The following is an 857-nucleotide window of genomic DNA, read 5'->3' as shown; positions in this document are numbered from 1 at the left end:
GTACAGATGATGTCCCGCTTCGTCGCCCAATCCGCAGCCGCGAGCCGATCGTGCACCATCGCGGCAAACAGGTCGAGTTTCCCGACGACGAGGTGCAGCGAACGGACTTGCTCATCGGCCTCCTGGTGAGCCTTGGCTTCGGCTTCCAGCCGGGCTGTCCGGCCGCGCAACGCGGTCAGGCGCGGCTCGAATTCGGGCTTGTCGATCAGTCCCTCCGTGTAGCTGTCGATCAGCCGCTCGGTTGCACGGCGGGCCTTGGCTAATTGACGGTCAAGGGCATCGCGTTCGAGCCGATGGGGGGTGGCCTGCACGGCGTCCAGGCGCCGCTGATATTCCGCGATCACCAGCTTCGGGTTGTCGAGCAGTCGGCAGACCTCAGTCCAGACCGCTTCATCAAGCTGATCAACCGCAACCAGCCGGGCACTGCACCGGAACGCACCATGGAAGCGGCTGCGGTCCGTGCCGCAACAGCGATAATACCGCCGCGGTCCGTACGGGTGATACCCCGTGAACCCATAGCCGCACTTCTGGCAGACCAGCAGGCCGCGCAGCAGATACTGGATGCCCGCAAGCCGCTCGCGACTGCGTCTGCGGTTCTCCTCCAACTGCTCGGCGACACTCACAAACAGGTCTTCGTCAATCAGAGCCGGAACCGCAATGCGGATGTGCCGCTCAGGCGGGGCGAGCACTTGCCGCCAAGACCGCCGCGGCAGGCCATCGTGGCCGCGCGGCGGATGAAGTGGCGGCCGCCATGGCACGCTCTGGCGGCGACCATAAAGCGCCTGTCCCGCATAGGCGGGGTTGAGCAGCATGCTATGGATCATCGCCCGGCTCCAGTGGAGCCGCCCAGTCGGACT

Annotated in this window: 1 protein-coding gene; it reads right to left on the bottom strand. The window is 65.7% G+C overall.

Going from position 1 to position 857, the window contains the following annotated elements:
- A partial coding sequence (locus FS320_RS44340; protein ID WP_244627786.1) for a recombinase zinc ribbon domain-containing protein occupies nucleotides 1–824 on the bottom strand: 824 nt, incomplete at its 3' end.
- Nucleotides 825–857: the final 33 nt, after the last annotated feature.

It is taken from the genome of Microvirga tunisiensis (assembly GCF_009296175.1).
Lineage (GTDB): Bacteria > Pseudomonadota > Alphaproteobacteria > Rhizobiales > Beijerinckiaceae > Microvirga > Microvirga tunisiensis.
Note: the sequence above shows the minus strand (reverse complement) of the source record. Positions and strands in the feature narration are given on the sequence as shown.